Origin of the sequence: Coprococcus sp. LG101-27 (assembly GCF_027695515.1) — a bacterium.
In the GTDB taxonomy this organism is placed as follows: domain Bacteria; phylum Bacillota; class Clostridia; order Lachnospirales; family Lachnospiraceae; genus Allocoprococcus; species Allocoprococcus comes.
In genome coordinates, this window is record NZ_JAQEUJ010000002.1 from 134,036 (window position 1) to 160,421 (window position 26,386).

The 26,386-nt window shown below is 39.4% G+C and carries 27 protein-coding genes; 8 read left to right on the top strand and 19 right to left on the bottom strand.

Going from position 1 to position 26,386, the window contains the following annotated elements; genetic code table 11:
* Positions 1-100 precede the first annotated feature (100 nt).
* The 9 genes from PG766_RS03150 to PG766_RS03190 form a co-directional block, all read right to left on the bottom strand.
* Positions 101-262, bottom strand: coding sequence for a hypothetical protein (locus PG766_RS03150; RefSeq protein WP_270590384.1), 162 nt, complete (start codon positions 260-262; stop codon positions 101-103).
* Positions 249-488, bottom strand: a complete 240-nt coding sequence (locus PG766_RS03155; RefSeq protein ID WP_270590385.1) for a hypothetical protein — start codon at positions 486-488, stop codon at positions 249-251. Before PG766_RS03155 ends, PG766_RS03150 begins: the two co-directional genes overlap by 14 nt.
* 124 nt (positions 489-612) lie before the next feature.
* Entirely contained in the window at positions 613-855 is a 243-nt protein-coding gene (locus tag PG766_RS03160) for a hypothetical protein (RefSeq protein WP_270590386.1), read from the bottom strand.
* 75 nt (positions 856-930) lie between these two features.
* Positions 931-1,431, bottom strand: coding sequence for a hypothetical protein (locus tag PG766_RS03165; RefSeq protein WP_270590387.1), 501 nt, complete (start codon positions 1,429-1,431; stop codon positions 931-933).
* 125 nt (positions 1,432-1,556) lie between these two features.
* Positions 1,557-1,931 carry a hypothetical protein gene (locus PG766_RS03170; protein WP_270590388.1) on the bottom strand — a complete coding sequence of 125 codons (375 nt, stop codon included), beginning with the start codon at positions 1,929-1,931 and terminating at the stop codon, positions 1,557-1,559.
* 131 nt (positions 1,932-2,062) lie between these two features.
* The gene (locus PG766_RS03175; protein ID WP_270590389.1) at positions 2,063-3,418 is read right to left on the bottom strand and encodes a DNA primase family protein; all 1,356 of its coding nucleotides are present in this window, start codon (positions 3,416-3,418) and stop codon (positions 2,063-2,065) included.
* 20 nt (positions 3,419-3,438) lie between these two features.
* On the bottom strand, positions 3,439-3,771 hold the full coding sequence (locus tag PG766_RS03180; protein ID WP_270590390.1) for a hypothetical protein: 333 nt from the start codon (positions 3,769-3,771) through the stop codon (positions 3,439-3,441).
* The gene (locus PG766_RS03185) at positions 3,761-3,949 is read right to left on the bottom strand and encodes a hypothetical protein (protein ID WP_118198553.1); all 189 of its coding nucleotides are present in this window, start codon (positions 3,947-3,949) and stop codon (positions 3,761-3,763) included. Before PG766_RS03185 ends, PG766_RS03180 begins: the two co-directional genes overlap by 11 nt.
* A gap of 46 nt (positions 3,950-3,995) precedes the next feature.
* Positions 3,996-4,196 (bottom strand): helix-turn-helix domain-containing protein, encoded by a 201-nt coding sequence (locus PG766_RS03190; protein WP_270590391.1) that lies wholly within the window; start codon positions 4,194-4,196, stop codon positions 3,996-3,998.
* Between the two features lie 144 nt (positions 4,197-4,340).
* Between PG766_RS03190 and PG766_RS03195 the strand changes: the two genes are divergently transcribed.
* From PG766_RS03195 to PG766_RS03210, 4 genes are all read left to right on the top strand, one after another.
* The gene (locus PG766_RS03195) at positions 4,341-4,781 is read left to right on the top strand and encodes a helix-turn-helix domain-containing protein (protein ID WP_270590392.1); all 441 of its coding nucleotides are present in this window, start codon (positions 4,341-4,343) and stop codon (positions 4,779-4,781) included.
* Positions 4,782-4,916: 135 nt separating this feature from the next.
* Positions 4,917-5,966 (top strand): site-specific integrase, encoded by a 1,050-nt coding sequence (locus PG766_RS03200; RefSeq protein ID WP_270590393.1) that lies wholly within the window; start codon positions 4,917-4,919, stop codon positions 5,964-5,966.
* Positions 5,967-6,136: 170 nt separating this feature from the next.
* Positions 6,137-7,615 carry a DUF1846 domain-containing protein gene (locus PG766_RS03205; protein WP_118198549.1) on the top strand — a complete coding sequence of 493 codons (1,479 nt, stop codon included), beginning with the start codon at positions 6,137-6,139 and terminating at the stop codon, positions 7,613-7,615.
* Between the two features lie 292 nt (positions 7,616-7,907).
* Positions 7,908-9,518, top strand: a complete 1,611-nt coding sequence (locus PG766_RS03210) for a CTP synthase (protein WP_022220297.1) — start codon at positions 7,908-7,910, stop codon at positions 9,516-9,518.
* 679 nt (positions 9,519-10,197) lie between these two features.
* Here PG766_RS03210 and PG766_RS03215 read toward each other — a convergent pair.
* The 5 genes from PG766_RS03215 to PG766_RS03235 all read right to left on the bottom strand — a co-directional run bounded on the left by PG766_RS03215 (position 10,198) and on the right by PG766_RS03235 (position 14,817).
* On the bottom strand, positions 10,198-11,238 hold the full coding sequence (locus tag PG766_RS03215; RefSeq protein WP_118198548.1) for a D-alanine--D-alanine ligase family protein: 1,041 nt from the start codon (positions 11,236-11,238) through the stop codon (positions 10,198-10,200).
* 119 nt (positions 11,239-11,357) lie between these two features.
* Positions 11,358-12,080, bottom strand: coding sequence for an HAD family hydrolase (locus tag PG766_RS03220; protein ID WP_008374436.1), 723 nt, complete (start codon positions 12,078-12,080; stop codon positions 11,358-11,360).
* Positions 12,080-12,745, bottom strand: coding sequence for a DUF1847 domain-containing protein (locus PG766_RS03225; RefSeq protein WP_182438581.1), 666 nt, complete (start codon positions 12,743-12,745; stop codon positions 12,080-12,082). The genes PG766_RS03220 and PG766_RS03225 overlap by 1 nt, the downstream gene beginning before the upstream one ends.
* 171 nt (positions 12,746-12,916) lie before the next feature.
* Positions 12,917-13,552: a DUF5052 family protein gene (locus PG766_RS03230; RefSeq protein WP_117824123.1), complete on the bottom strand. Its 636-nt coding sequence runs from the start codon at positions 13,550-13,552 to the stop codon at positions 12,917-12,919.
* Between the two features lie 47 nt (positions 13,553-13,599).
* Positions 13,600-14,817 (bottom strand): hypothetical protein, encoded by a 1,218-nt coding sequence (locus PG766_RS03235; protein WP_118198546.1) that lies wholly within the window; start codon positions 14,815-14,817, stop codon positions 13,600-13,602.
* A 234-nt stretch (positions 14,818-15,051) separates the two neighbouring features.
* Here PG766_RS03235 and PG766_RS03240 point away from each other — a divergent pair, with 234 nt between their 5' ends.
* The 4 genes from PG766_RS03240 to PG766_RS03255 are packed head-to-tail and all read left to right on the top strand — an operon-like array spanning position 15,052 to position 18,652.
* Positions 15,052-16,317, top strand: coding sequence for an extracellular solute-binding protein (locus PG766_RS03240; RefSeq protein WP_195502355.1), 1,266 nt, complete (start codon positions 15,052-15,054; stop codon positions 16,315-16,317).
* 26 nt (positions 16,318-16,343) lie between these two features.
* Complete coding sequence (locus PG766_RS03245) at positions 16,344-17,201, top strand: carbohydrate ABC transporter permease (RefSeq protein WP_008374422.1); 858 nt, start codon at positions 16,344-16,346, stop codon at positions 17,199-17,201.
* Positions 17,194-17,970: a carbohydrate ABC transporter permease gene (locus tag PG766_RS03250; protein WP_022220100.1), complete on the top strand. Its 777-nt coding sequence runs from the start codon at positions 17,194-17,196 to the stop codon at positions 17,968-17,970. The genes PG766_RS03245 and PG766_RS03250 overlap by 8 nt, the downstream gene beginning before the upstream one ends.
* 4 nt (positions 17,971-17,974) lie before the next feature.
* Positions 17,975-18,652 carry a hypothetical protein gene (locus PG766_RS03255; RefSeq protein WP_008374417.1) on the top strand — a complete coding sequence of 226 codons (678 nt, stop codon included), beginning with the start codon at positions 17,975-17,977 and terminating at the stop codon, positions 18,650-18,652.
* A gap of 74 nt (positions 18,653-18,726) precedes the next feature.
* On the opposite strand, the gene PG766_RS03260 is transcribed toward PG766_RS03255, so the two are convergent.
* From PG766_RS03260 to PG766_RS03280, 5 genes are all read right to left on the bottom strand, one after another.
* Complete coding sequence (locus PG766_RS03260) at positions 18,727-20,259, bottom strand: AAA family ATPase (RefSeq protein WP_270540581.1); 1,533 nt, start codon at positions 20,257-20,259, stop codon at positions 18,727-18,729.
* A 78-nt stretch (positions 20,260-20,337) separates the two neighbouring features.
* Positions 20,338-20,808: a hypothetical protein gene (locus tag PG766_RS03265; RefSeq protein WP_055246762.1), complete on the bottom strand. Its 471-nt coding sequence runs from the start codon at positions 20,806-20,808 to the stop codon at positions 20,338-20,340.
* Between the two features lie 647 nt (positions 20,809-21,455).
* On the bottom strand, positions 21,456-23,303 hold the full coding sequence (locus tag PG766_RS03270; protein ID WP_118198543.1) for an ABC transporter ATP-binding protein: 1,848 nt from the start codon (positions 23,301-23,303) through the stop codon (positions 21,456-21,458).
* A 1-nt stretch (position 23,304) separates the two neighbouring features.
* On the bottom strand, positions 23,305-25,698 hold the full coding sequence (locus PG766_RS03275) for an ABC transporter ATP-binding protein (protein ID WP_118198542.1): 2,394 nt from the start codon (positions 25,696-25,698) through the stop codon (positions 23,305-23,307).
* Positions 25,699-25,730: 32 nt separating this feature from the next.
* Complete coding sequence (locus PG766_RS03280) at positions 25,731-26,231, bottom strand: MarR family winged helix-turn-helix transcriptional regulator (RefSeq protein ID WP_117824130.1); 501 nt, start codon at positions 26,229-26,231, stop codon at positions 25,731-25,733.
* Positions 26,232-26,386: the final 155 nt, after the last annotated feature.

Below are 26,386 nucleotides of genomic sequence, written 5' to 3' on the forward strand. Positions count from 1 at the left end.
CCCTGACCATTTCCCGTACTTCATCCGTAGTTCATTTTGATTTTATATTAAAATAATTTAAAGAGTTCCACCATTTCGGGGAACCCTCTAAAATCAATCATTATTCTGTTTTCTCAGTGTTCCCTCGGAGTTCAGCATAAGCCTTTTTATATCGTCCCTCTTTATTCCTGGATACTCTCCAGGACTTCATCACCGGAGAGAGCAGCCGGATCACACCGGCAAGCTCTTCATCTGTATTATACGATATCTTAATTTTTATCATCGTTGTCCCTCTCAATCACAACAAGAAGTTTATCTTCACCTTCTGCGAAAAACGTACAAACACGGGCAGACCAAATTTCTTTCGGTATCCGGTCGAAGCGTTTAAACGCTCCTATATATTCCGCATCCATAGTGTTTCCACTCTCTGTTGACTTAATTTCTGTTACCTTATCAACTTTTACCACTGTGTTATATCCCATTGTTAAAAATATCTGACTGAATCTCATTTTATTGCTCTCCTTTTCTTTATGCTGCCGTCCCGTTCCGATGTTGGCGCACCATTCCGGGAAGGGCAGCAGTTATTTCATGTTGTTTTGTGAACGTTCGCTATTTATTTTTGGTAAATGTTCGTTATTTATCAGAATATTCCTTCACATTCAGATAAGTTACCGCCATAAAAAAACCCTCTTTGGTTAGATAGGACACGGAAGTATCACCTATTCCAAACCCATTAAACATTCCCGGCTGTTTTGCAAATTTAACCGCTTCCGGTCCTACAATCTCATCTGCTACAGATATCGGGATCACGTCTCTCCCGTTAATAAGGCATGAATTATTTTCAAAAATATTTGTTGCTTTTTCTTTATTCATCATTTGCTTTTCCTCCACAATTGCCCCGCCGTCTGTTTCCAGTATTGGAGTACTATTCACAGAAAGGCGGAATATCTATTAGCACTCTTTTATCTGTCTTTTCTTTTTTTTTGCTCTTTCTATACGTTTTCCACTAATCATACCAGCTTTGAACGCAATGTACGCCGCCGAAATCGGATCTTCTTCATTTATTAGGTGTGTCACATACTTCCTTTGTGTATCATCCAATAAATTATTCAATGCCTGAAATGTTCTCTTGTCAAATATGCGATACTTAAATACTTTTTCAAGTAGCTTCACTGATTCCACTATACCTTCCGGCGCATTCTTCAGCAGCTCCTTCCGTCTTTCATAATCTCCGTTTAAATATGCCGTTGCTGTCATCAAACAGGTCTCATACATATCATTATCTTCATTCAAAACAAGTAGTTCTTTTTCTCTGTCGTAAAACATTGTCAATGTCCCTATTTTAGAATCATCTCCCCATGACTTCAAAAAATTATGTACTTGTCCCATTGTTAAGTCGGCAATACTGCATTTTGCTATTTTTAACTCTTCATTTATTACTTCATAACTCATAATATCACTTGTCCTTTCTTATCAATCCATGCTATTATGTAGGCGTATCCTTTCCAAATGCGCCCGCCCGTGCATTAAGGGTATACAACGGGGTGACTGTTTCAGGCAGTCCCCTATTTTTTGTGTTAATCCTTATAAACAGTTCCACCAATGCGGAGGAAGTTAAATCCTTTTGATCCTGACGGTGCATATATTGCCGGTCTTTCATAGCCAATGCACTCTCTCAACTGTTCTGCTGTGCCCTGCAGCTCCTCCAGGGCGTCAAGCCTTGTTTCTATTCCTTCTAAGGCATCTGCTATTCTGGTATCTTCTTCGAGCTCATACCTGTCAAGATTCTCTGCCCTCGCTTCGTCCAGACCAGAACCACCATCAAAAGTAAGTGGAATGATGTATCCAAGTTCATTGAGTCCAAACGCTAAAACCGGTAGTTTGAGCTCGTCCCCTTCATCCAAATTGTATATTGCATATAATTTTTCATTGCATGGTATAATTTGCTTCATTTTTTTCTCCTTTCGTCACATACTCCCGTAGGGAAATCGGGAAAAATAAAGCTCTCACTTCATTAACTTATTTTTTTCATTTCTTTATAGGCGTTATTGAAAAATAGGTGTTGTTTTTCCCTTTTTCCCGCTTATTCAAACGGGATTTTAATATTTTTCAATAACTCATACTCAAAAATGCAATCCTGCTTGTTGTAAACCTTAATCTCTGCATACTTCTCCATTTTTCCGCGAAGCGTTCTCCTGCTACACTGTTTATATCCGTTATCCTTTGCCCAGTTTTTGTATTCATCAAATACACTTTTAAACTTCGTTCTTGCACTCTCCGATTTGATAAGACATTCATTTACAAATTGCCCTATAATGTCACTCTCGTCCCGGTATTTATCAAATAAAGCCTTTGACTTATCCGGAATCGTAAATCTCCCCGCATGTTCTAACATTTTATATCCTTCATAGCACCAGTTAAATATACCGCTTAACGCTCCCGGTTTTATAAACTTACTTTTGAGAGTATTATCTCTGCTATACTGATCAAAATGTGCGTTGAAATTCAAAAGAATCAGGCGATCACTTGAAAAAATAGTATCATCCAGTATCTTTGGTAGAAAATTTGTGTTGATCACAATCTTAAATGCTGGCATATATGTAAAAGAGTTCTGCCGGAGGAAACGCGCCTTGATGGGATCACCACCGGTTAGCGTTTTCACAAGATCGGAATTTAACACCATATTTTCACCGGGTTCAGAGACACATACATAACGCGCACCGGCAAGGTTTGCGATTGACTCGTTCGGTGCTTCACTATTGTTGTAAAAGCTCTTTACCGTTAAAGATTCAGGATTTAATACTTTCGCGTAATCTCTGTGCATTTTCATCATTGTGCTGTTGAACGTACCCTTTCCGTTCCTCGTACTTTTTCCATAAAGCATGAAGAAACACTCAAACCGTGTAGAACCTGAAAGACAATATCCCGAAATCATCTGCAGTAGGTTTTTACTTGCCTGATCTTCTTTCATCACTTCGTCTATAAACCGTTCCCATCGTTCACACTTTGCTTTTGGATCATATGTGACATTGGAAATCTGCGTCAATAAATCATCTGCATTATGTTCCTGCAGTTTTCCCGTTTTCAAGTTAAAGGTCCCATTTTGACAGTTATACAAATCTGATTTTTTATCAAATTCGGAATACTCTATAAAATATACAGACTGCGCATCTTTCACCAGCTTCTCCCGTGAATTGTATCCGTTGAATTTGTTATAGTACTTCACATATTTTCCGCGCATTTCATCATCAGTAATCTTATTAGCTTTCCCGATCAGCTCTATTGTAAATTGCTTCGCTAACCTTTTCGCATAAACTCCATTTACGTCCTTGATCCAGATTTTGCCGTTATAGTAGTAAAATACTCCCAATTCACGAACAAAGCGCAGTTTGTTCTTGAACATATCCGCATATAATTTAGAGCTTCCTATATCAGTCAAAGGATACTCTAAAAAATTCTCTAATACATTCCCCGCATCCAATTCCCGGACGTTTTCGCCAGTTCCGCTTCTTGCTGTTTCCGTGATTCACTCACTCCCTTCTTATCTGTGTCCTGTTTCGCATACCATTCAGATACGCGCTTCATTTCCTGATCATGTTTATGGTTATATTCCGACACGATACAGGTATAGTAATCTCTGGCTTTACTGCATCCCAAAATCTCCAATCTTTTAATCACATCTTCTGCAAATCCTGGGCGCGTTATTTCGTACCCATAGACTTTTAAAAAGAAATTCTTATCAAGATGCATACCAGGTTTTAGACTGTCAAGTAATTCTCTTCTACTTGCCATCTGCTGCCACTCCGAAAAATCTTTCCTGCAGATAGGCAGCAGGAACCTTTCCTTGTACGGTCAAGAATCCCTTGCCTCGCAGTTCCTCATTCATGATCCGGATGAACTGATAGGCTTTTGACTCTCCTACTCCGAGGATCTCTTGAACATCCTTCACGTTGTACATTAGTCTCGCCATAATAACGCTCCTTTCTTCCATCGATCTGATACGCCCGCCCGACGTCCTAATCTTCGATTATTTCTGTTACATCAACGCCGAGAGCTTTGGCCACTCTTCCAACAGCTTGAGCTGTTGCCTTTTTACTGTTGATAATCGTGTGAAATCTCGGTCTCGACATTCCGGCACGGTTGGCAGCTTCGCCAATAGTTAAACCACTATTTGCAAGTGCAATTGCAAACTTGCGATCATCAATAGTTAAACTCATTTGTTTTCACCTCCATCTCCTCTCTTTAGCGTAATTTTATTACTCCATTGCGTATTTGTCAATATCTTTTTTACGCTTTTGCGTAAAATGTTTACATTACAAAGTAAATATGCTATTATCTTAAATAAAAAAGGAGTATAGAAAATGGGATTCGGAAAGCAATTGAAGAATGTTCTTGAAGAAATTGATATGTCCGTCGCTGCACTATCCAGAGAAACTGGAATTGCATCAACAACACTGTATTCTATTATTGATAGAGATACCGATAATGTTGGTCTTGATAAAGTAAAAAAAATTGAAAAAGCTGTAAATGCTATACCCGGCGGAATTATATATAATCTTCTTTATGGAATATCACCAGAAAACGCAGAAGTTTCAACGCGTCAATACGATTATTATTCTTTAGGAGATGATGCTCGAGAATATTGGATGCTTGAAAGATATAATTCCTTAAATCCTAAAGGACAAGTTAAAGTAGCCGAATATGTCGAAGATTTAACTAAAATACCTGAATACCAGGCAAAAATAGAAAAATCTGAAGAGATCCAACTCAAAATCGATAAAAATGGAAATTTAATAGAATAATTCCAGGAATAACTAAATATAAGTATCCCGCACGTCCGAAAACCGGACGCACAACTAAGGTCGTATTTTGCGACTATTGGCAGAACTTCCACCTATCTGATACGCCCGCCAGCGTCAGGAAGGAAGAATATAGAAATGCCAACGTATAAGGACGAAAAGACCGGATCTTGGTACTGTAAATTCTATTACACAGACTGGACCGGCAAGAAGAAACAGAAATTAAAACGGGGATTCAAGCTGCAGCGTGACGCAAAAGACTGGGAACGGCTCTTTCTGGAACAGTTTGCCAATGCTCCAGACATTACCTTTCGGACGCTCTGCCAGAAGTACAAGAACTTCAAAGAGAACCGGGTGAGACCGTCAACACTGCAGAGTCAACTCAATACGATAGAACTGCATATGCTTCCGTATTTTGACCGGAAAGTAATTGCAGAGATCACACCTGCAGATATTGTTGACTGGCAGAATCATCTGCTCAAAAAGGGATTTACGGCAGCCTATACCCGGCAGATCAACGCCACTCTAGGGATGCTTTTCAAATTTGCGGTTGATTATCTGGGACTTGCCCGCAATCCGGTCAAATCAAAGATCTGCAAGCCTGCACCCAAAAAGGTAGACTTTTGGACACCGGAAGAATACAAGTGTTTCTCTGATGCAATTCGGGATAATATTGAGCTATTCACAGCTTTTGAGATCCTGTTTTACACCGGCATGAGAAAAGGGGAACTCCTGGCACTTACTCCGGGAGATATTGATTTTCAGGAAAAGAAGATTGCGATCAACAAAACATTGGCATATGTAGACGGCAAATACACCATACAGCCACCCAAGACACCGAAAAGCAACCGGATCATAGATATACCGCAATTTCTTCTGGATGAAATTAAAGACTACATGGCGAAGATCTACGGTATGGATCCAGATGACCGGCTTTTCTCCCGGTCCCGTGTGTGGCTCGGTGAAGCACTCACAAGAGTATGCAAGAGGATCAACTTGCGTCCGATCAGAGTGCATGATCTCCGGCATTCTCACGCCAGTCTGCTAATCAACCTGGGTGCGAATCCGCTTATGATTGCGGAACGTTTGGGGCATGATGATGTAAAAATGACTATGAACACATATTCTCATCTGTTCCAGTCTCACCGGGAAGAAATTATTGAAAAATTGGAAAAAATAAAATTTTAGTATCATTTTAGTATCATAGGCAATTATATATAGCATTTTTACTGGATTTGTGGCTATTTTCTATCAATAAAAAATTTATGAAAAGATTGTAAAAAAGTCATATTTTATAGTATACTAGGTTTGAATTGCTTCTATGAAAGTAAAATTATGGACAAAAAGGATGGAACTTTATGAAAATTGGGTTTGATAATGAAAAATACCTGCAAATGCAGTCTTCTCACATTCGTGAGCGAATCAATCAGTTTGACAACAAACTGTATCTCGAATTCGGTGGAAAGCTTTTCGATGACTATCATGCTTCCCGCGTGCTTCCGGGATTTCAGCCGGACAGCAAATTACATTTACTAAAAGAATTATCGGATACCGCAGAGATTGTGATCGTTATCAGTGCAGCCGATATTGAAGCCAACAAAATCCGCGGTGACCTCGGGATCACTTATGACACTGACGTTCTCCGCCTGAAAGACGAATTTGAAGCCAATGGTCTCTTTGTCGGAAGTGTTGTTATCACACAGTACTCCGGACAGAACAGTGCCGATCTTTTCAAAGGACGTCTGGAAAAGCTTGGCATTAAAGTTTATATCCATTATGTAATAGAAGGTTATCCTTCCAACATCCCGCTGATCGTAAGTGACGAAGGATACGGAAAGAACGAATATATTGAGACAAGCAGACCTCTGGTTGTCATCACCGCACCTGGACCTGGAAGTGGAAAGATGGCTACCTGCCTTTCCCAGCTCTATCATGAGCACAAGCACGGAGTCCGTGCAGGATATGCCAAATTCGAAACCTTCCCGATCTGGAATATCCCGTTAAAGCATCCGGTCAACTTAGCATATGAAGCAGCTACTGCTGACCTTAACGATGTAAATATGATCGACCCGTTCCATCTGGAAGCTTACGGTGTTACTACCGTCAACTACAACCGTGACGTAGAGATCTTCCCTGTACTGAGTGCAATTTTTGAGCGCATTTACGGAGAAAATCCATACAAATCACCAACAGACATGGGTGTTAACATGGCTGGTAACTGCATCTGTGACGATGAAGTCTGCAAAGAAGCTTCCCGTCAGGAGATCATTCGCCGCTACTACCGCACCATGGACCGTTTCCTTTCCGGTGAATGCCCGAAGGAAGAGACTTATAAGGTCGAGCTTCTGATGAATCAGGCAGGAGTTACCGTACATGACCGTAAGGTTGTTGATGCCGCTCTTGCACGCGCTGAAGAAACCGGTGCACCGGCTGCCGCTCTGGAGCTTCCGGACGGACGCATCGTAACAGGAAAAACCTCTGATCTGCTTGGCGCATCTGCTGCCCTGATCCTGAACGCCTTAAAAGAGCTCGCCGGAATCGATCATGATATGCACCTAATCTCACCGACTGCCCTGGAACCGATCCAGAAAGTTAAAACCGAATTCCTTGGAAGCAAGAACCCAAGACTTCACATCGATGAAGCTCTGATTGCACTTTCTATCAGTGCCTCTTCCAATCCGGTTGCTGAACAGGCACTCAGACAAGTCCCGAATTTAAAAGGCTGCCAGGCTCATGTATCCGTTATGCTTGCAAATGTAGATATCCGTCTGTTCCAGAAGTTATCCATCCAGGTTACATCTGAACCGAGATACGAGAAAAAACCGATCTATCAGTAGACAAATATTATATTTTTGATTTTTATACACCCATTTCAAAAAAAATTGTTGTATTTTTTTCTGGAATGGGTGTATACTTTTAAAGTATTTTATAGGGGAATTGATTTCAAGGGGAAATCAAAGTAGCGAGGGAGCCACATAAATTTGTTTTTATGGGGTTTTTTTCTATTTTTATCTGTCAGAAGGTTATACCGGACTTTTCTGATGAATAGAAATCGCATTCTATCTTATTTTTTACAGAACACAATGAGTAGTAGACAAAAAAAATTACCATAAGGAGGGAACTGGAACTATGGCAGTTAAGTATGTATTTGTTACCGGAGGCGTTGTCTCAGGTCTTGGAAAAGGAATCACAGCAGCTTCTCTTGGGCGTCTGCTCAAGGCACGCGGGTACACAGTTACAATGCAGAAATTTGATCCGTACATCAACATTGACCCGGGTACAATGAATCCGGTACAACACGGTGAAGTTTTTGTAACAGACGATGGAGCGGAGACAGACCTTGACCTTGGACATTATGAAAGATTTATCGATGAAAGTCTTACCAAGAACTCGAATGTAACGACAGGAAAGATTTACTGGTCCGTTCTTCAGAAAGAACGTCGTGGAGATTTTGGTGGAGGAACCGTACAGGTCATCCCGCATATCACGAATGAGATCAAGAGCCGTTTCTATCGTAACCCTGCAGCTACAGATACCGAGATTGCGATCATCGAAGTCGGTGGAACCGTCGGAGACATCGAAAGCCAGCCTTTCCTGGAATCTATCCGCCAGTTCCAACATGATATGGGACATGACAATGTTGCGCTGATCCACGTCACACTAATCCCATATCTGCATGCTTCCCAGGAGATGAAGACCAAACCGACTCAGGCAAGCGTAAAAGAATTACAGGGAATGGGAATCCAGCCGGATATTCTGGTCTGCCGTTCTGAGCATCCACTGGATCAGGGAATCAAAGACAAGATCGCCCTTTTCTGTAACGTGCCATCTGATCACGTTCTTCAGAACCTGGATGTGGAATACCTTTACGAAGCACCACTCGCCATGGAAGAAGAACATCTCGCTTCCGTTGTATGCGAATGCCTGAAGCTTGACTGTCCGGAACCAGATCTGAAAGACTGGAAAGAGATGGTCGAATGCCTGAAACATCCGACACAAGATGTAACAGTCGCCCTGGTCGGCAAATATATCCAGCTCCACGACGCATATATCAGCGTTGTTGAAGCATTAAAACATGGCGGCATCTACAGCCACACAACCGTAAATATCAAATGGATTGACTCTGAAACTGTCACACCGGAAAATGTCGATGAACTTCTCGGTGATGTAAGTGGTATCCTCGTACCTGGTGGATTCGGTGACCGTGGTATCGAAGGTAAGATCGAAGCCATCAAATATGCAAGAACACATAAGGTTCCGTTCCTCGGACTCTGCCTTGGAATGCAGCTTGCCATCGTAGAATTTGCAAGAGACGTTGTCGGATATCATGATGCACACAGCGTAGAACTGAATCCAAACACTACACATCCGGTCATCCACATCATGCCTGACCAAATCGGTATTGAAGATATCGGTGGAACCCTTCGTCTTGGTTCTTATCCTTGTGTTCTTAACAAAGAATCAAAAGCTTATAAATTATATGGAAAAGAAGAAATCCACGAACGTCATCGTCATCGTTATGAAGTCAACAATGACTACCGTGATGCTCTTACCCAGAACGGTATGCTCTTATCCGGACTTTCTCCGGACGGCAGAATCGTAGAGATGGTGGAAATTCCGGAACATCCTTGGTTCATCGGAACACAGGCACATCCGGAACTCAAATCCCGTCCGAACAAACCACATCCGCTGTTTAAGGGATTTGTGGAAGCTTCTCTGGAATATAGTAAAGAGAAGTAATAAAGTGAAATTATATCATTTCTAAGTAAAAGAAACTCCAGAATCAGCAGTATAAAATTGATTCTGGAGTTTTTCTTTATTCATTCTTTTTTAACAATTTTAGAATTCCGTATATACATATGATTGATAAGATCGGTCCAAACCATTTCAATATGAAAAGAAATGTGTTTTGAATGGAAAATATCCATTCACTATTTGCTACCAAAATACCATTTCCTGTTATAATTTGAAACTGGATCCAGGTATCTAATGCGGTATAGCCATAATATACAATTAACATAATGCCTAACGGAATCGAAATCAATAATATAATATTTCTTCTTTTCATACCATGATTACCTCCCTCCACCATCCATTTGTATTACTTTAATTATATATTATTTTCAGTTTTTTTCAAGTATTTTTTTATATTTACAGTCTTTTTATATTTCTGCACAATAAGAAAGAATGCGCCGAGGCACGTTCTCGCGCCGAGCGCGTTGCTGAGCGCCAGTGGCGCTCGTTAAGCAACGACCGAAGCAGAGCATAGACCGCTTGCGACATTCTTCATCTTCGTGCGAGTGCGCATCTCCGGCACACAGTGCCTTTTGTTTCATAGGAAGTTCCTTCGGAATCTCCTATGAAATAAAAAACTGCCGCCAATTACGGCGGCAGCAAAACATTCTTCTATTATCTGTAATTAATTTTCATCAGCAATCTCAATCAGTTTATCCAGCAGTTCAGAATAACTATATCCGTAATCTTCCATCAGCTGCGGATACATGGAGATACTTGTAAATCCCGGAAGGGTATTGATCTCATTCAGGTAAACGTGATTGGTCTTCTTATCCAGGAAGAAATCCACACGGCTCAATCCGTGTCCGTCAATTGCCTTAAAGGCACGAACAGCATACTTACGGATCTGTTCCTGAATCTCTTCATCTACTTTTGCAGGGATACATGTCTTGCTCTCTGCATCTTCATATTTGGATTCAAAGGTATAGAATTCACCGTGTGGCATGATCTGTCCGACTCTGGATACGATAATGTCATCATTTCCAAGAACAGCAGTCTCAAGTTCGATACAATCCACGCACTCTTCTACTACAACATGATTGTCATATTTTGCTGCCTCTTCCAACTTCGGAAGTAAATCTTCAACTTTATCACAACGATAACAGCCCACACTGGATCCGGAACGGCTTGCTTTGATAAAGCATGGCATACCAAGTTCTTTCATAATCGAAGCTTCTACTTCTTCTGTTTCTTCCATGTCTTTTTCGACAACGACCAGTCTTCCGTCATTGCGCTTCTTTACATATACAGATTTGACCTGCGGAATTCCTGCACTTTCAAATACTTTCTTTGCAAAAATCTTATCCATACATGCACTGGATGCAAATACACGGCATCCTACATACGGAAGCTGTGCCAGTTCAAATAATCCCTGGATAGTTCCATCTTCTCCGTAAAGTCCGTGAAGTACCGGGAATGCAACATCCTGACTTCTCAGAAGATCGAATACACCTTCTACCACTTCTGCTCCGTCAAGCCAGGTATCTTTTGACAGGTCATTATCTTCCTGCTTTAAGATGTACCATTTCCCATCTTTTGCAATGCCGACAAGTGTAATCTCATATTTATCTTTATCCAGATGCTTCATCACTGAATTACAGGAAATTCGTGAAATTGAATGCTCACTGGACTGTCCGCCACAAACAACAAGTAACTTTTTCTTCATATCAGTTTCCCTCTGTTTCTTATCATATACTCTTCTCCGGTTCCCTCCGGATACTACTTAGAATAATTTACCACGTCCGCCATGCATTTACAATAAAAGTTTGGAATTTCAATAAATTTTTAAGCATTTTCCAGGCTTTCCACAAATGCAAACAGCTCTTCCATCGATCCCTGGTAATCGCTTTCGATTGGAAGATCCTTTTTATTTTCCTTCGTATCTGTAACAAGGAATGTCTTTACGCCGAGTTTCCGAATTGCAAGATCCTCTTCCACGTCATTTCCTACCATCAGACACTCTTCCGGTCTAAGATGAAACTGTTCAAGAATTGTTCGGTAATAGTCCACATTTGGCTTGCAGTAACAATTATCCTCATAAGTTGTGATCAGCTCAAAATCCTCTGCATCCAGTCCCGCCCATTTGATCCGGTTCATCGTTGCCACCTTTGGAAATACCGGATTGGTTGCAAGGTAGGTGCAGATTCCTTTTTCCTTTGCCTTTTTCACAACCTTGTCCGACAGACTGTTTGGCTGCGTCACCGCAATTGCCTGGTTAAATTCATTTGCATAGAAATCAAGGGCAATCCGTTCGGAATTCTCCGAATCCGTCGGAAGCAGTTCGTCCATATACTGCCAGAATGCTTCCCGGTTGGTACAACTTCCGTCATTATTCACCATCGCTCCATAGCCCTTCCACACGGATGCGATAAATGCTTTCGGATCAAAGGAAATCCCCTCGGATATATATTTTTTTGCCAGAAGCGGCATATAAAAGGTAACAAATTCGTCCTGGTTCATCGGAAGCAGCGTTCCGTCAAGATCAAATAAAATATGTCGAATGTGCATTATTCTTCCTCCAGATTCAGATGATGTAACTTTTTGTAATAAGAGTCCAGCGTATACAAAGCAGCCACCGGATTATTTCCAAGCACCCGATCCTTTACAACCAGCGTTGTACTCGGCGCCTCGGCATATTTGTAAAAGAGGCTGTCATGTCCCACGCAAAGTCCCATCACGATATTGATGTCCGTCTTCTCTTTGTTCAGCATCTGCGCCTGCAGGATTGGGTTACACATATGAACTCCGACCTCCTCGCAGCGTTCCGGAATGCCGACCTCGGTCTTTGGAACTTCTCCGATCTTACAGCCCACACCGTACACTTCAAAGCCGTATTCTCTCAAAAGTCCTGCCAGCAGGTGGCTTTCCTTTAAGAGTCCCACACAGCTTGCAATTCCGATCTTCTTGGCACCCAGTTTTTTTGCCCAGCGGATCGTCTCCTCCACACGGGTTGCCTGGCAGTAAAAATCGTGCTCGATCTCGGCACTTGCACGCATGATCTTCAGATCTTTTTCATCTCCCAGATAGGTATCAAGCGCCCTCTGCCGGTCCTGGGAATCCATATTATGCGACACGCAAAATCCAGGATATGGCTTATGATTCTCTATATTCTGCTTTACATTGCATTTCTTGACATTGCAATCTATACATGACAACTTTTTTGTTTCTTCCACTTTTTTCTGCCTCCTCTTGATATACAGATAAGGATAACTTGTATTTTCGGGAAATGCAAGTTAAAATACATCTGCTTTACCAGTCCCTCTGAAAAAAGACTAACCACCACCGTTATGATAGCACCCATGCTTTGATTATATCAGCTCTAAAACTTTGACGCAGTAAATTTATCAGTTGGATTCCAACAAACTCTTATCAATGATCTGGAAATTCGCCCGGTGTATGTACAACGCTTTCCCATCGATCATCAACTTCGTAAATTTCGGCAGATCATCCGGGATTTCCCAGTACACATCTTCTCCGCTATACGCTACGATTGGCTGTCCAAGCTGGGATTTGATAACAACAACTCTGGCTTTTCCAAACATATTTTTATACTTATTCAGGACACCTGCGATCGCAGTATTGTCTGTAATCTTACCGCTTGCATTGCTTTCAATATCCTCCTGCGTAAAATCCACATCCGCTTTCAACGCGTCCTGCGCAAAAATACAGGTATCACCACAACTCTCGATTTCCTTTCCATCGATTGTAATCGTAATGACAGAGGAAAGCTCATATCCCGTGATAACATTACCGTCTGAATCATAGCTTGAAGTTTCCACTGCATTTCCCTGCACATTGATCTTGTCTCCTGTGGTTGTCATTACACGATTCCCGTAATTATCATAGGTCGTGATCGTGTACGAATTCCCCACTAATTTTCCTGTAATATCGTTCAATTTGGAGCTGAGCATACTGCATCCCGCAAGCGCTATAGTCATGACTGCGCATACTACTGCCATTGCAAATCTTTTCTTTTTCATAAATTTTCTCCTTTGTCCTTTCGCAGAATCATCTTTTTGCCATTACCTTACTTTATCTTAAGTATCCCTGTATAATTATGTAAAATGTCGTCCGGCTGCATCGCATCCGATACCATGGCAATCTCAAGCTTATACTCTGTATCCTCATCACCAATTGATCCCTGAACCGGCACATACCGGTCAAAGCAAACATTTTGTTTCTTTTTTGTTGTGACAATTATCGTGACATAATCCTCCGTTGTCTGAAGCTTGTAGTAGATATCTTCTTCCGGGAATGTATCCCTTGCCCGGTCGATCATGTCCGCATAATTGTAATATTCCGATTTGTCACCAAGACCTGTCGTTTTTTCATCGATCGCATTCTGTAGCTTTTCTAAAACTGCTGCTGTCCTTGCCTCATTTTGCCTGCACTCGATCGTTGACGTAATATTCACATACAGTGAAATAACAAGTATAATCCCAGCCATAACCGCTATTGATGTTAGCCAGACCATGGCAAGCTTTGATTTCTTTTTCTTTACTTCCTCTTTTGTGAGATGGATATTCGAAAATTCGTTTACAAAATATATCGGATCTTCATTTCCGTAAGCAATAATCGCATCGACCGTGTCATAACCTCTTTCAACACTGTATTTCTGCCATACGCCATATTCTGAGTAAAACTTTTCCAGCCTGTAATAGAACGATAAAAACCATCCTGTATATCGTTTTCTCCGGATAAAAAACGCACAAAGCCCGCCAATAAGAATTGCAAAATATCCGACTCCCATTACGCCATAATAAAGACCTTCTATTTTCGATACCTGCTTTTCCGGCAATACCGCAAGTAACTGATATTCCCCATTCTTTTCTTTTTCCCAGTATGTCTGAAACCGACTGCCATAAGAATATTTGATCGGATCCATTCCAAGTTCTGCAAGTGTGTAACTTACATGCTCGCCTTTATTCGGATTTTTCAAGCGCAATGACTCGCCATCCTCCTGCACAACTCCAATTACGCTCTTTTTTCCTATGAGAGAATATCCTGTTACACTTTCTAACGGATCATAGCGACCGGCTCCGAAAAACCATACCAGTGAAAGGATCATATAAACGACAAAGAGTTTTATGAGTTCTTTCCACACGTTATATTTTAAAGACCTTTCTATGATCTCTTTTTCATGTGCCGGGATTCCGGGCAGTGTGCTGTACCAGGAAGCGAACCGCTCTCTTTTGGTTTCCTCATCCATTGCTTTTCTTAGATTCATTGCTGTTGCAAGCTGCATCTTCTTTTCCTCCTTTGTACATCTTCTTAAGGATAACTTGTATTTTTTTGAAATGCAAGCGTCCTCTGGTATTCTTCGAAAATCAACAAAATCATACGAACTACTTCGTTTTCAAAAAATTCCTTTTTTTTTTGACATCGTTTTATTTTTGTGTTAAAATTCAGATACTAAGACATATACATCATTTAAATTCAATCAATTATACTTTGTAATTTTTAAGGAGAGATCATACCAATGTTCAATTTTAAATTTGCTCTTCTTCCACTCCTCATCCTTTCAATTGGATTATCCGGATGTACAAAACTAAATAAAGATGTCTCCAAAACACTCTCTATTGTTATAGAACCTGCTTTTAAGGAGCAGGTTCTTGATGCTGTAAAATATGCCACATCCAAAAATAACTCTCTGGAATTTGAAATTAAAATATTATCTCCTGATCCTGATAAAAGATCTGCAGAAATTCAGAAACTCCGTACACAGATCATGTCTGGAAAAGGTCCTGACTTATATCTTGTTAACTGTTCCACCGATGGAGCTGCGCAGATGAACGAACCTCTTTTTGAAAATCCTTATAAGGCAATGCAAAGTGGTGTATTCGCCTCATTGGATAAATATATGAAAAAAGATTCTTATTGGCAAAAGGAAAACTATAATCCGTCTTTTCTTCTCCCCGGTCAATATCAGGAAAGACAATATATTCTTCCTCTTTCCTGCCACTATAATATGTTAATCTCCGATACTGTACTTGATTATACACAGGAAAATGATACCTTAGAAGATTGGATTTCAAATATAAAAAGTTCTTCTGACCACGCTCTGAAAAATACACTATTCGAATTAGATAATATCAGTGGTAACTGGTTTCAACCTGCTGCGGATTACAATTCCGGTCAGATTTTCTTTGATAAGGAAAAGTGGAGTAATTTCGCATTAGAATACTTATTATTTAAACAAGATTATTTAGAAAATGAAAAGACAAATAATACTGATACTAGCTCTTCGCATATTTTAATCTCATCTTTGTATGACATAAACGAACACACAACGCAAATAGACATAATCCCTGATATTCAGGGAAAAAAAATGGCTGCCATTCGTTGCTTTGGTGCTGTAAGTATGGCATCTGATTATAAAGAAGAAGCTTATCACTTCTTAATGTATTTTTTAAATAACGTAATTCAGGAATCAACTAGTACTAATGGAATGTCACTAAGCGCAAATGGTGTCCTTGGAACAGATTATCCGGTACAAGTATCTGCCATCCGTACAAAACTGTCCTTCTTAGATCAGTCAAAACAGGATTTAGCTATAAAAGCATTTCAGTCCTTAGAAGGAGCATATTTTCCGACAGAAGTTGAACATTTTATTTATGAAGAGATTATAGAAAATAGTAGTTTATTATATGGTCCGCAAACTGATTTTAAAAAGATATGGCAAGATAAGCTTTCGGCTTTAGCAGACAAAGCATGGAATGATTATCATACACAGGTGACAGAATAGTTTTAAGTGAAAGCGAGCGTGATGCAATGAAAAAAAAGAAGAAGGGATTCTTACTGGCTTTCCCTGCAATATCAGGATTTCTTTTCTTTTATCTGATCCCATTTTTGATTGTTTTGTGGTATTCTGTTTCTTTTGGTATCGGAAAACGCGAATTTGTAGGTCTTGATAATTATAAAGAACTATTTAAAAATACAATGTTTTTACTGGCAGTAAAAAACACTTGTAAATATATGCTTGTTACAATACCAGTTACTTTAGGGACAGCTCTCTGTATTTCTGTAATTTTACAACAGATTACGAAAGGTCAGAAAATTTTCCGACTCTCTTTTCTTTATCCAATCATCATGCCAATCGCATCTATAGTTTTAGTCATCCAGTTTTTTTTCAAAAATAATGGTTTTTTGAATCTGATACTAAACTTTTTTTATCTTCCTGAAAAAGACTGGCTTCATACATCAAGCGCTTTTTGGATCATCTGTATTTTATATTTCTGGAAATTTGTTGGATATTATATTTTCATTTATTCTTCCAGACTTCAGATGATTCCGAAAGAATATTATGAATATGCCAGTCTTCACGGAGCCGGAAAATGGCAGAGCTTTTATTATATTACCTGTCCTATATTGTTTCCGGTTATCCTTTTTACATTAATACTCTCCATAATGAATGCATTTAAATGCTACAGAGAAGCCTTTTTACTTGGCGGAACTCATCCAGACAACAGTATTTATTTTTTACAACATTTTATGAATAATAATTTACAAAATCTGAATTACCAAAAGGTTTCCGCCAGTGCAACTATTATTACCGTATTTATTCTTTTTCTAAGTGGTCTTATCTATATGATATACTATTTTCTAAAGAGGAGGACTGCCGATGCATAAGTACAAACAGTACACCCGGCTCTTTGTTTTTTCGATCATAGCCTTTATTTTTTTATTTCCAATTATCTATCTGATTGTATTTTCAGTTTTTCATTCAGATACCGGATTTTCTCTGATGAATTATTATAAAGTTTTTCTGGCAAAACCTGATTATCTGATAAAATTTTGGAGAAGCCTTGCCATGTGTCTGATGATTGCGGCAGGACAAACCCTTTTTTCCTGTATGTCAGGAACAGCATTTGCAAAATATTCTTTTCCTCTGAAAAAATTCTGGTTTATACTATTTGCACTATTTATGATTTTACCGATTCAGGTAACACTGCTGCCGAATTATATTTTATTAGAAAAACTAAAACTTTTAAACAGTTGGAAAGCTTTGATAATCCCTGCAATATTTTCACCTTTTGGAACTGTATGGCTTACTTTCGTTTTCCAGGCAATCCCAGATTCTACACTTGATGCCGCAAGAATGGATGGCGTAAATCAGCTACAAATGATTCGCTACATTATAGTTCCAAATTCAAAACCTGCCGTTATCACATTATTTATATTAGTATTTACAGAAAGCTGGAATATGGTTGAACAGCCTATCCTTTTTCTCGAAAAAGAAACCGACTATCCCCTTTCTGTTTTTCTCGCATCACTCAATCAAAATGCTGTTGGAATTCAATCCGTCTGTGGTCTGCTATGTTTACTTCCAGTGACATTTTTCTTTTTATATTACAATACAGAATTGACGGATGGACTAAAAGATATTTTATGGAGTTGATAAAATGATGAAAAAGAAAACCTGGAATGCCGGATGTATGATCCTGATTTCTTTAATGATCTGTACTATTTTATCCATCCGTATAGAAAAATGGATGCAGATACCTGTAGAGATTGCAACGATCAGTCAGACAGAAGAAGAAAAGCTTAATTCTACCATCCGTATTCCCAAAAGTTGCTATAATACCGATACAAATATGATTTTTTATCTGGCAGAGCAAGAAGGAGTATTCGGAACAAAATTTCTCGCCTTTTCAAAGGCTGTCGATCCTCTTTCCATAACCGCAGATAGTATTCTTCTTCCGGAAGAAAAAGATGAAAAAGGACAACTTTTGCAGATCATAAAATGGTCTACATATCCATTAAAAGATGGAGATGAAGTCACCATCGATCAGGAAGGGGAACATAAAAAACAGTCTGGTGAAAACAGACGTATTTTAGAAAAGCAAAAATCTTTTTTCTTTTTGTTTGGAATAACCGTCCTGATTTTAATTTTTATCTTTGCTTTTGGAATTAAAGATTTGTATAAGTTTCCTGCCGGAGATTATAGAAAATGTGTCAGAGGAATGCTACTCATTCTGATTGGATTTGGTATCTTATGGAAAATTACTGCACTTGTGAATATTCCGCGAGAATATCTGCCTCCGGAATGTATATTGGATCTGGGATTTTATTTACATTAATCTATAAAACGGATAAAGTCAAACTGCTATATGAAAAAGTTTTAAATCGCAATAGCAGTTTGACTTTCTTCTTTTTATCCTATCAATACTTTTTTTCCTTCAAATGCAAAACCATAATGATGAATCTCTTCTTTTTTTAGACCTCTGTCATATAGTTCCGCATCATAACATTTTTCTTTAATCTGTGTCAGTGCCGTCTGCACAGTGTCTTCCAACGATTCTTCTCTTTTTATATTTCTCACTTTAAATTCCATAATAATCGCCGGATACTTTTTTGTTTCTTTTATTTTAGGAATCATCATCACGTCATAACGTCCAAAACCACTTTCTCTGTTCGACCGAATCTCATAGATATCAGTCTGATCCGCAATGAGTCCCAGAACAAATCCATGATAAAATCGTTCCGGTTCATTTTGTCCTACATCAAAATAACTGAATGTTGTCATTATAATCTGATTCATATAATAGTTCATAGCATCTATATCATCACTTAATAATGCCTTCATGAACTGATTATAATTGTCAAGCTGCTCAAATACGATTTGTTCATCAAAATTAACTACGATTTCTTTTCCCTGCAGCAATTCTTCCATCTTTTCTTTGATGTCTGTGGAAGCTTTTCGAATCAGTTCATCAATCATACTATTTGAACTGGTATCTGCCCAATAAGGACGGACCTGTTTTTTATCTAAAAAATTAGTAATTGACCAAGGATTATAGATATCATGCGTATTTCCAAATACAAAACCATCATACCAGGACTTTACAAGCTTTTTCTGATTGTTCATCCCACGCTCTTCTAACGCCTGAAATACTTCTTCTTCCGAAAATCCGAAACAGGTTTCATACTCCGTTGATGTCGTTGTTACAACGTTAAGATTATTTAAATCTGAAAATACAGATTCTTTCGACACGCGTGTAATCCCTGTCATCATTGCTCTTTCCAAATATGGATTTGTCTTAAACGTTGCATTAAATAAACTTCTGATAAATGCTGTAAATTCTTTCCAATATCCATAGAGATAAGCTTCCTGCATCGGGGTATCATATTCATCCAGCAAAATAATAACTTTCTTTTTATAATACCGGCTCAGGCAATTTGCCAGATTTTTTACCGCATTACAGATTGTATCATTTGCCACCTGTTTTTTGATTCCTGGATTTTTTGCATAATAATCTAACTCTTCAAAGCATTTCCTCTCACCATCCGTAAGTTCATTACTTTCAAGCAGATACCTATGTTCTGAATAGGCTTCATTGATCGCCATGATAATCCCATCTCTGGCATCTTCATAATTACTGCCTTTAATTGCGGAAAAATTCAGAAAAATTACCGGATAGGTTCCTTGCATTTTACGATACTTTTCCTTTTTCCAGACTACCAATCCTTTAAAAAGGTCTTCCCGTCCTGTAAATTGATTGGAAAAGAAACAATTCAGCATACTCATATTCAATGTTTTTCCAAATCTACGCGGTCTGGTGATCAAAGTAATTTCATCTTTTGATTCCCACCACTTACAGATCAGATCTGTTTTATCAATATAAAAACAATCATTCTCCCGAAGAGATACAAAATTCTGTTTTCCGATACTGATTACTTTTTGCATGAAAGATTTCCTCCCTTCCTGAATATCTATGGGTTATTATATCCTATTTGTTTCTTATCTTTCAACCGCTTATTTGTGTTAAATTTCTTTTCCTTCTGTGATGGTAAAATAGGTAAACTTTTTATGATCCATTTGAATTTTTATTGTGATGGAATGATTCTTTGATTTTTCTTCTTTTATCAATTCTAAGTCTACTTTTACAAAGTAACTATTAGATTCTTTTGTTATGTTAATGTCTATTAAATTGTAGGAATCGTATTGTTGCAGAATTTTTACTGGTAAATAATAAAATGTCTTTAAGAAAGATTGGAATGCCGCTTCTGTTATGAAGTATTTTTGCAAAGGCTGAGATAAGGATTGATTATCACTTCCGGTTTCCAGAATTTTTTTGTATTCTGTCTCTGCCCTGGAATCGTCATTTAGCCATTCATATATGAAAGTAGTAATTACTTCTTTGTCCGGCTGATATTTCTGCAACGATATTATGATTATCGCACAGAGAACAATAATAGTACCAATGGAACTGGATAATCTTTTTTTCATAGGCATTATTTTAAACCTCCTTTGTTCTTTATAAATATCATATATATGATTTTTATTGATGGCAATATTTTTTACAGTTTTTCATATTTATTTTTTGCTTCATTGATACACATTTTTACATGTGTTATACTGAAAAAAATGATTGCAAAACTTAAAAGCCGAAAATGAATCAACGAAATAAGGAACTATTATTGATCTAGATACTATAAAACTCAAAAACAAGTCAACAGAATAAGAATATTTTATTGACTTAGATACTGTAAAATTCAAAGCTAATCAACGAAATATGCAGATATAGTTGATTTAGAATTTCAGAAATTAAAAACAGATCAACAAATTCGTTTAATCTGGTTGATTGAAAATTACAGAAATCATAAATAAATCAACAAATTCGGCGTTGCTAGAGATGTTGGAAAATAATTGAATTAAATTTAGGGAACGCAAGACAGGCGCGGGAAGCGGAGCTGAAGCTCCTGTTCCGCTGGAGATTGATTAGTTTGTGGAATGATGCACTCTACTCTTTTGCCCCGACACATACGCTGTGCTGCATTCGGCTAATGCTGTCGCATCATCCGAATGAGAGCTGGCGCTCTATATAAAAATAAAAAGATGCCAAAAATCATGCTCGCATGATTTTTGACATCTTTCCATTTTTATGCACAGCTTGTAGCGTTTTCAAATTGCGAGTTATACAGCTCTGCGTAGAATCCATTTTTTGCCAGAAGTTCTTCGTGGTTTCCTTGTTCGATGATATCGCCGTCTTTCATTACCAGGATGAGATCTGCGTCTCGTATGGTGGAGAGTCTGTGGGCGATTACGAAGCTGGTTCTGCCTTTCATGAGGTTATCCATGGCTTTCTGGATCTGGACTTCGGTTCTGGTGTCTACGGAGCTGGTAGCTTCATCGAGGATCAGAATCTTTGGATCAGCCAGGATGGCTCTGGCGATCGTGAGGAGCTGTTTCTGACCCTGGGATACGTTGCTGGCTTCTTCGTTGAGAATCATGTTGTATCCGCTTGGAAGAGTCTGGACGAAACGATGTACGTGGGCAGCTTTGGCTGCTGCTACGACTTCTTCGTGGGTGGCATCGAGTTTTCCGTATTTGATATTATCTTCGATGCTTCCGCTGAACAGCCAGGTATCCTGAAGTACCATTCCGAACATCTGTCTGAGTTCGCTCCGATTGAAGTCTTTGATGTTGTGTCCATCGATCTTGATTGCCCCGCTGTTGACATCATAGAAACGCATCAGCAGTTTGATCATGGTTGTCTTTCCTGCTCCGGTTGGTCCTACGATGGCGATCTTCTGTCCTTCTTTTACTTTTGCAGAGAAATCATTGATGATGATATGCTCCGGATTGTATCCGAAGTGTACGTGTTCAAATTCTACATTTCCCTGTAATCCTTCTACAGATACTGGATTTTCAGCAAACTGATCTTCTTCTTTTTCGTCCAGGAATTCAAATACTCTCTCTGATGCAGCGGCTGTCGACTGGAGCATGTTTGCTACCTGTGCAACCTGTTGGATCGGCTGTGTAAAGGATCTTACATACTGGATAAAGGACTGGATATCTCCAACTTCGATGGTCTGTTTGATTGCAAGGTAACCTCCTAAGATAGAAACTCCTACATATCCAAGGTTTCCGACAAACTGCATGATTGGCATCATCATTCCGGAAAGGAACTGTGATTTCCATGCAGAACGGAACAGGATATCATTAGTCTCATCAAATTCGCGGATCACATCTTCTTCTTTATTGAATGCTTTGACAATATTATGTCCGCCATATACTTCTTCTACCTGACCATTGATATGTCCCAGATATTCCTGCTGGCTTTTGAAGTATTTCTGTGAGTGTTTTACGATTACAGAAATCAGTACCATAGATACCGGCAGGATCAGAAGTGCGATCACAGTCATCAGCGGACTGATACTGATCATCATGATCAGTACACCGATGATTGTTGTCACGGATGTGATCATCTGGGTTGCACTCTGGTTCAGGCTCTGGCTCAGAGTATCTACGTCATTGGTTACTCTGGAAAGAACTTCTCCGTGTGTAGTCGTATCAAAATAATTCATCGGCATGCGGTTAATTTTCTCAGAAATTTCTTTTCGCATGCGATAGGTCAGCTTCTGTGATACGCCTGTCATGATATATCCCTGGATAAAGGAGAAACATGCGCTGATCACGTACAGACACAATAAAGTTAACAGGATTTTACCAATCTTTGTAAAATCAATTCCGCTACCGCCGGATACTTTTCCAACCAGACCTTTGAAAATCTCCGTTGTCGCTTTTCCCAGAATCTTCGGACCAACGATATTGAAAACTGTACTTCCGATTGCGAATATCATAACAAAGAAAATACCGATTTTATATTCACTAAGGTAAGTAAAAAGTTTCTTCATAGTACCTTTGAAGTCTTTTGCTTTTTCGCCGGTTCCCATTCTTCCATGTCCACCGCCCATAGGTCCTCTTCTTCTTGGCTGATTACTCATACTATGCTTCCTCCTTTCCGTCAGTCTCATCATTCAAGTCTCTTGCCAGCTCTGTTTCTGAAAGCTGGGATGAAGCAATCTGATAATAAGCCTCACAGGATTTCAGAAGTTCTTTATGCGTTCCGATTCCTGCAACTTCTCCATCATCCAGGACAATGATCTGCTCTGCATGCAAGATCGTACTGATTCTCTGTGCTACGATGATCACTGTACTGTCCTGTGTATTTTCTTTCAGCGCCGCACGAAGTGCCACGTCCGTCTTATAATCCAGTGCTGAAAAACTGTCGTCAAAAATATAAACCTTCGGATTTTTTGCGATCGCACGTGCAATGGACAGACGCTGCTTCTGACCTCCGGATACATTGGATCCTCCCTGCGCGATCGGGCTGTTATATTTCTTATGTTTTTCTTCGATAAATTCGGTTGCCTGTGCAATTTCCGCTGCTTTCTTCATCTCAGCTTCGGAACCATCCGGATTGCCGTACAGAATATTGGACTCAATTGTTCCTGAGAAAAGTACACCTTTCTGTGGAACGTATCCAAGCTCATCCCGCAGATCATGCTGGGAAATGGTGCGGATATCTTTTCCATCCAATGTGATCGTACCTTCTGTTACATCGTAGAATCTTGGAATCAGGTTGATCATCGTAGATTTACCACTACCGGTACTTCCGATGATCGCCGTTGTCTGTCCCGGTTTTGCTGTAAAGCTGATATCATGAAGTACGTCCTCTTCTGCTCCAGGATAACGAAAGGATACGTGGTCAAATTTTACTTCGCCTTTTCTGGATTCTTCCAGTTTTTCCGGTGTTTTCGGATCTTCGATCGCTGTCCTGCTTGTCAGGATCTCATCCACACGTTCTGCTGCAACGGCTGCTCTTGGAAGCATAATGGAAACCATGCAGATCATAAGGAAGGACATGATGATCTGCATTGTATACTGGATAAATGCCATCATATCACCAACCTGCATCTGCCCGTCACTGACACCATGTGCACCGCTCCATACGATCAGCACAGTAATTCCATTCATGATCAGCATCATCATCGGCATCATAAATGTCATGGCACGGTTTACGAATAAGTTGGTTCTTGTCAGATCTCTGTTCGCTTTATCAAATCGTTCTTCTTCATGCTTTTCTGTACTAAATGCACGGATAACCGGAAGTCCGGTAAGGATCTCACGGGTAACAAGGTTCAGTCTGTCGACCAGGTTCTGCAGAATCTTGAATTTTGGTATTGCCACAATAAATAATACAGCAACAACCATCACGATCAGGATTACCCCAAGTACGATGATCCATGACATGCTGACATTCGTATGAAGAACCTTGAAAACTCCTCCGATTGCCATGATCGGTGCATACATAACCATTCTCAGAAGCATAACTGCAAGCATCTGGATCTGCTGGATATCATTGGTACTTCTTGTGATCAGTGATGCAGTTGAAAACTTGTCAAATTCTGCATTGGAAAATCCAACAACTTTTTTAAATACCTTTCCTCTCAGATCACGTCCAGTACTTGCCGCAACTCTTGATGCAAGAAGTCCGACAAGTACACTTGCGATCATTCCGAGAAATGCAAGTGCAAGCATCTTACCGCCAGTTGTTAAAATATATCTGTTCTGGAGCTTATCGGTATTCACACCCAGAACACTGTAGGTTTCTTTAATAAATGAAGTTGCTGCCTGTTCCAGCATGGTATCCGGCATATCGTCCATTTTTTCTGATATTTTATCAATAACGTCTGCTCTCTGTTCATCCGGTATCATGTTCAGGATCTCAAAGAAATCTGCATTTTCGATCTTTTTCACCTGTTCATCAATGTTTTTCTGCATTTCATCCTGCTGTTTCTTGGCAAGCTCCGGATTTGCCGCAAGTGCTGCTTTCTGCTCATCTGTCATCTGGGACTGCATACTCTCTGCCTGTTTCTCAGCCTGTTCCTTTATAGAAGAAATCATATTCTCTTTCATGGATTCTTCCATCTTCTTCGTTGTATCACTTCCAGATTCAAATCCATAAGTCAGAAGCATCGGCTTTCCAAGGATGTCAAATACCTTTCCTGACTTTTCTTCATCTTTTTTCACGGAATCCTTCAGAACATAAATTGCTCCATCATACTTATAATCCGAATCGGATTCCTTTTTCTCATATGCATCCAGCACTGTCTGCTGGTCTTCTTCTGCCACAAAAAGCAACAGCTTATTCATCTCTTCCTCTGCGATTGCATCCGGAATCTTCTCATCAATTCCTCCCTGCTGGATTCCGACATTGACAATGTCTGAAGTATAAGAAGGCAATGACAGATCGCAGTACGCCTGAACGATCAGGATAACAACAATCGTTGCTATAGTTGCTGCATAAGGCTTCAAATGTTTGAATAACTTTCTCATATAGCAATTATTTCCTTTCTTAGTAACTATTTTTATTCCTCAAATGGGTTTTTACATGTCATATCACGGAATTCTTTTTCCTGGAAAAGATTGTCACTCATCTGTAAAAGCAGTCTTCTGCACAGTATTTTCTCTTCTGTGCTCATATTCTTCAGGAGTGTATCTTCCGTGCTTCGGAGAATCTCATGCATGTTGCCAAGAATCTTCTCTCCACGTTCTGTCAGATGGATCCTTGTCATCCGCTGGTCTTTTTCGTCCTGCTCTTTTCTAATATATCCGAGCTTTTCCAGTTTCTGAACTGCTACATTCACCGATGGCGGCGTAATATGAATATGATCTGCAAGCTCTCTCTGTGACATCGGTCCTACCATCTGCAATATTGCAAGAATTCCTGCCTGTCCGGCTTTCAGCTCTGTATCCTTCATCTGGTTCGTCACATACCATTTATACATATGTCCGACCTGTGCAAGAAGAAGTTGTACCGGCATATTCTCCCTGGTAAAATCCCCACACTCAAATTTATCCGACTTCACCCTTTCACCTCCCGCAATTTAATTAGATGTCTATTCATTAGAAATCTAATCGTTATTTTATGCGTATCACACATATAAGTCAACATTTATTCTCAATAATTTATATTTTTATAATATTTTTCACAAACAAATAATTAAATGCCTAACTATTATTT